5 protein-coding genes are annotated in these 5,895 nt (G+C 39.1%); 3 read left to right on the top strand and 2 right to left on the bottom strand.

The annotated features are described in order from the left end of the window. The first annotated feature begins 172 nt into the window (after nucleotides 1-172). Entirely contained in the window at nucleotides 173-751 is a 579-nt protein-coding gene (locus AC1DPQ_RS15425) for a methyltransferase domain-containing protein (protein WP_477586156.1), read from the top strand. A gap of 179 nt (nucleotides 752-930) precedes the next feature. Then, a complete protein-coding gene (locus tag AC1DPQ_RS15420) occupies nucleotides 931-1,638 on the top strand; it encodes a Crp/Fnr family transcriptional regulator (protein ID WP_477610090.1) in 708 nt (235 codons plus the stop codon). A 690-nt stretch (nucleotides 1,639-2,328) separates the two neighbouring features. Here the strand turns inward: AC1DPQ_RS15420 and AC1DPQ_RS15415 are convergent. Continuing rightward, complete coding sequence (locus AC1DPQ_RS15415; protein WP_477610088.1) at nucleotides 2,329-4,401, bottom strand: sulfatase-like hydrolase/transferase; 2,073 nt, start codon at nucleotides 4,399-4,401, stop codon at nucleotides 2,329-2,331. Nucleotides 4,402-4,501: 100 nt separating this feature from the next. Continuing rightward, entirely contained in the window at nucleotides 4,502-5,068 is a 567-nt protein-coding gene (locus AC1DPQ_RS15410) for a RagB/SusD family nutrient uptake outer membrane protein (RefSeq protein ID WP_477610086.1), read from the bottom strand. A gap of 284 nt (nucleotides 5,069-5,352) precedes the next feature. On the opposite strand from AC1DPQ_RS15410, the gene AC1DPQ_RS15405 reads away from it, so the two are divergent. Then, nucleotides 5,353-5,895, top strand: a 543-nt coding sequence (locus AC1DPQ_RS15405; protein WP_477610084.1) for a DUF6597 domain-containing transcriptional factor, incomplete at its 3' end; no start/stop codon positions are given.

Genomic DNA, 5,895 nt, shown 5'->3' with positions numbered 1-5,895 from the left:
GGATAGGATGCCGCAAGGGACCCGGTTGGTTAGCTTTCAGGGGTCTGGCAAGGAAGTGCCTGAAAATTTTACTTTAGTCAAGAGTACTTTTAACGGTCTTTTAAATATGTATGTCAAAAGCCACTGATTGCCCATTCCATTTTGTGCTTTTTATTATCGAATCAATAAATAAATGATAAATACCTACTTTGATCATGATATTCATTTCGATTATCTATATCCCGATCATATCCAACAACTTTCCAAGGTTCACTGGACACCGCTTGACATTGCAAGAAAGGCATCTGAATTTCTTTCATATCCTGCCCATAAGGTGATGGACATTGGCTGCGGTGTTGGCAAATTCTGTCTGACCGCAGCGTTTTTTAATCCCGGCACATTTTTTTATGGTATAGACCAGAGAAGGGACCTTATCAGATATGCAAATGAAACGAAGGAAAATCTTAATCTTTCTAACGTTGATTTCATTCATGGTAACATAACCGATGTAGACCTTAAGGAATACAGGAGCCTTTACTTTTTCAATTCCTTTTATGAGAACATCAATACCGAAGGTGGGATTGACTCTACCGTTAACAGGAATTATGATCTTTACCGTTTTTATAGCCAGCTGCTTTATAAGAAACTCGAGGCACAGCCACAAGGATGCAGATTGGTTACTTATCATACCGTAACAGGGCAAATCCCTCCTTCCTATAAGGCCATTGCCCAGTGCCATCATCCTGAGCTCAAAATGTATATCAAAGGATAATTTTGACTTTGATGCGCTCCCTTTGCGAAGATATGTCTGAAAAACATTACGGTGGCCTGGTTAAAAAAGGAAATCCAAAGGAAAGCCTTAAAATAAAAGTTGATTTGGGATTGTGCCCAGAGATAGTCCCCTGGGAGGGAAACTCCATGTAATGAATAATATAAGTCGTACCTTTATATATGAGCTTATCAGGAATTTTTCCCATTGATAAATGGAACTTCAGTACGCACTCGATATTAAATGTACTGACCGAAGAGGAGTATCGGTTCCTGATTTCAGGACAGGCTGAACAGAAATATGGAAAAGGAGAGGTGGTTTTCAGGGAAGGAGTTGTGCCTTCGGGGATCTACTTTATCCATAAGGGTAAGGTGAAAAAATATAAAGTGGACCATAGTGGGAGAGAGCAGATCATATACGTTGCTAACCAGGGAGAGTTCATCGGTTACCATGCCGTGCTCTCCGAAGAGCGGTATCCGGATTCGGCTGCTACTATAGAAGAGAGCGTTCTTAGCTTTATACCTAAAGAAGATTTTCTTCAGGTGCTGAACAATTCGCCCTTACTTACCTCACGTATGTTAAAGGCACTAAGCCATGAATATACAGTATTGGCGAACAGTATTTCTGTTTTTTCGCAGCGTTCGGCCATAGAACGGCTTGCCATAGCGCTCATTTTTCTCAGAGAAAAGTATAAACACGACCTTAACACCGATGGAGAGATTCTGATCAATATCTCAAGACATGACCTGGCTAACCTTGCCGGGCTGGCGAAGGAGAATGTGATCCGGCTCCTTAAAGAGWTAAAGTCGGAAGATATCCTTTATACAGATGGCAGGAAAATCTGGATTAAGAACATTGAAAAACTGATTGCCCGATCCAACTATCGTTAGCATGATTTATCATTCATTGGAATTATGTCATGCCAACCGGGATTTTGATCACCTATAATAATGCTTTTTCATCATCGTCATCTTTGGTTTTTCGGTAGATATTTATCATTAACCCCTGAGATATTGTTAATTCTTAATCCGGATGCGAAATTGTTTTCTCCGACAGGCATAATTTTTAACGCTAGTACTTTATAAAGGGTGATGCAGCTTGCATTCAGCCCACCATCAAATTTCATCAGCCAGGAGATGAGCTCTTTGGTAATTATGTTGAAGTTGAAAAAGGTTTTGATTATTCGGAACAATGTGGTTTATTAATTAAATTGAGGGTTGGTGATTTTGATTATCTTCAATTCTATCAGATAATTCAGCGATTGCACTCATTTGAGCTATAAAATCGGTCGACAACAATACAATGTGCAACCCGTCTTAAGAAAGGTGCCTTAGGAATCTCCTATGGCACTTTCTTTTTTTATTAAAATTTATATTTTTTGATAATTCCTCTCAATCCGTGTTTTGAGGCTGATTTCTGGTGTTCGATGTACCATTGGGGTTTAACTTTTTTAAACTCAGGTATTTTCAAATATCTAATATTTATATCTTTATGTTATTGTAATAGTTCGACAGTTATTCTGCTAATTTTGATATATTCCAAAATGCAGATTAACGCCCCATTGTGGTGGATAACCCGCACTAATAAAAGCAATTTTTCTCCCCTAGATCTTCCCATTTACCAGATGCAGCTTTAATTTGCAATTTGAAACCTTTTTTAACATTTTGATCTTTTAAACAATAAATTGTGAGGGGATGATATCCCTCGTCAAGTGTGACAGCCCTTTGAACAACTTCCCCGGTTTTATAATCAAAATCAGCATCGAGCAAATTAAATTCATGAAGCTTGACAAATGCACTGTTATCTGAAATAAGTTTAAAAGTATATAATCCTCTTTTTGGAATTTTGATAAAGGTTTTATACATAATCATCCCTTTGGCCGTTTTAATTGGAAGAGGTGATTTGGTGCGGCCCGATTGATCAGCGCTTTGAGGATTTAAAGATGGTATAAATTGAAAATCTCCTTTAAAAAATGACCATTTCAGACCTTTTTCTGCATTTTTAGGAATATCTATACCAGGTACCGGTGTATCATCATAGGGACGGGATGCATCTGAATCTGAAATTCTTAACTGTAATACCTTAGCTTTCATGGTTGCTTGCAGTTTTTCGAAGCCCTTCTTACCARCAAGGTTATTTTTTTCCTTTGGATCTTTTACTACATTATAAATTTCAAACTTATCATCAGCCGATTTGATGTCATACCGTACCCCTACAAAATCTCCCATTCTGATGAGCTGCATCTGATTACGTTTTCTGCCTGCGTGCCCAGGTTCGAATTGATCGAAGCTCGGTGTATTACCAGCCTCAAAATATTCACTGTATACTAAAGCTTTATCCTGCTTTCCGATATTGGTCAATGAAGGGAGTAGAGACACACCAGTTGTTCTTACGGGTGCAAAGGTTTTAGCGGCTCCTGCAAAAGTTGGCAACCAGTCCGAGAGCATTGAAGGAGTGTTTACAACTTGGCCAGCAGGAATGCGCTTTGGCCAAACCACTAAGGCGGGCATACGTACGCCACCTTCCCAACAATCACGTTTTATTCCATCAAAGGGACCATAGCTACTGAAAAAAGTTGGTTTAACAGGTACAAAAGACTTGGGTAGATAAGATTCTATCGATGGACCGTTGTCAGAGGTGAAAACAACAAGTGTATTGTCATCGATTTTTAAATCTGATAGTAGCTCTCTGATATCGCCAACGGCATCATCCAGACGCCTTACCGCTGTTGCATATCTTTTATAGGTATCTGGCCATGGAACCTTCGGGGTATTTGGGTCTTTATCATCATCGTAAGTAGCCTCTGCATAATCAGGATGGACATAACTATCAACATCTCCAGAGGCGGTATTGATCATTTTTTCCTTTTGACCGGTCCATTGCAGCCCTCCCTTTAGCCCACCGCCTGTTGGGTACGCTTGTGTTGGCAGCTCGAGTACTGCATGTGGTGCATCGTAAGCCAGATACATAAAAAAAGGTTTTTTGTCCTGGTTCTTCTGCTCAAAATTTATAATGAAATCCTTTGCTTTTGCAGTCCATAAATCAGTGGTATAACACTTTTGTAATCCTTCGGAAACTTCTTTATAGTTGGCCCAAATTTCTTTTTTGCCCCTATATACACCCTCCACAGGATAGTGCTCATGTCCATCTGCATGGCGCATATAGCCAAAATAATTATCAAAACCTCTTTTTAAAGGATGGGCGGGCCAGTTTGGTTTTTGTTTTTCATCGGTTCCCTGTAAACCCCATTTCCCGATGGCAACAGTGGTATAGCCTGCATTTTTTAATACCGTGGCTATGGTGTGGTTATTTTCCAATGCTTTATCGAACTGATTATCCCGTATGATGGCATTTCCCTGGTTTACTCCGGTCATTAGAGATGCCCTTGATGGCGCACATACAGGGGCATTGGCATAATGCTGGGTTAATATGGCTCCTGATTTTGCCATTTCATCTAAATGAGGGGACATTAAAGCAGGAAGGCTTTTACTCCTTTGATTCTGAAACAGAATACCAAGATCGCCATAACCAAGGTCATCCACTAAAATGTAAATGATGTTTGGTTTTTGCTGAGCATATACATTAACATTGAATGAGAAAAAAGAAATAATGAGGAAACTAAGGATCAGCGTTTTGTTTTTACGGTTTTTCATATTTAAAAATAAAGGAACGAAAATAAAAAAAACAATAAATGATATATGAAGAAAATTACCGCCCTAAATTTTGACGGGGCGGTAATTACTGATCGTTGAATTATTTCCATCCGGGATTTTGCACGATTTTTGGATTGAGTACAATTTGGTTCGATGGAACCGGGTACAGGTAATAATATTCTGGAAAGGGGCTGGGAGGTATTCCCAGATACGAAATATAACCGGCAGTTGCTCCGTTCTGAATCGGAATGATACTATTTGCAGGTACGTCTGTTCCCTTTGTAATGTACCGTCCGAGTTTTTCTTTAAGCGCATAATCCATTTTCTTCCATCTGCGCAGATCATCAAACCTGAATCCTTCACCAATTAATTCGATCGCTCTTTCTCTCCTTATCTCCCAGAGAATGGGATTGATGCTCTGGTCTCTGTTTGGATCGTTGGTGATCGAGCTTAAATTTAATGGTGCAACCGCACCTCTTGCCCTGAGTTTATTGATGGTCGCATCTGCCGTTGACTGCGTAAAAGTTCCCAGTTCATACATAGCCTCAGCGTGGTTTGCCAATATCTCGCCCATTCTGAACAGTGGGCAATCGCTTATGTCCTGTCCCTGCGCATCCTGTACCTGTTGGTTGTAATATTTATAAAACCTGTAACCTGTATAGGTCACATTGTAGGGCTGACCATTTGGGAAGTCAACATAATGTGGTTCTTGCTTTACAACAAAACCGTTCCAGTTACGTGTAGGATTTACGATAAATAGGAGGGATTAATACTTATTGTTTACTGAAGTTTTTCGATGATGATGAAGTTCATAAAATCAATATCTGCTGACTCTCCAAAGTATTTTACTTTATCTTGGTATCCTCCCAAATTATTGGAGKGATATATATCCGAGAAAAATTTTGTACAGCATAAATAGAAGCTGTATTTTTATCAGTACCAACAGCAAAAATGAAAATTGAAGAGTATATACCGACCGAATTACTGAGACCTTTCATCAAGGCATACAGAATTGTTGAAAGTGAAGTGGAAATGACAAATAGGATTTTGCCAGGCACTTCGCTTGTTGTTGCTTTTCGTTACAAGGGACAGGTTAGTTACCTATCAGACGATAGAGAAGAACTTTTGCCTGTTTCAACTATTTCTGGTTTAAGAAAATCGGTAAGACTCGTCCACTATTTACAAGATTCCGCGACCATAGTTGTTCAGTTTAAAGAGACAGGGGCTAAAGCATTTTTTAACGAACCGCTCTATGAACTCTTTGAAGAAAGTATTTCTCTTGATGCTTTCATTAAGAGAAATACAATTGAAATTATTGAAGAACAATTAGCCGAAGCTCAAAACAATATTCAAAGGATTGCCATCATTGAGCAGTTTTTATTATCACGATTAGACAGCCATACACCTGACAGATTAATCTCAGCAGCGGTAGAAATAATTCATTCAACAAAAGGTGCAATCAGAATAAAAGAATTAGCAGACACGCTTTGTATC

It is taken from the genome of Pedobacter sp. 01T416_2, from assembly GCF_056398925.1.
The sequence above is the reverse complement of the archived record's forward strand: the minus strand, read 5'-3'. Positions and strand labels throughout refer to the sequence as shown.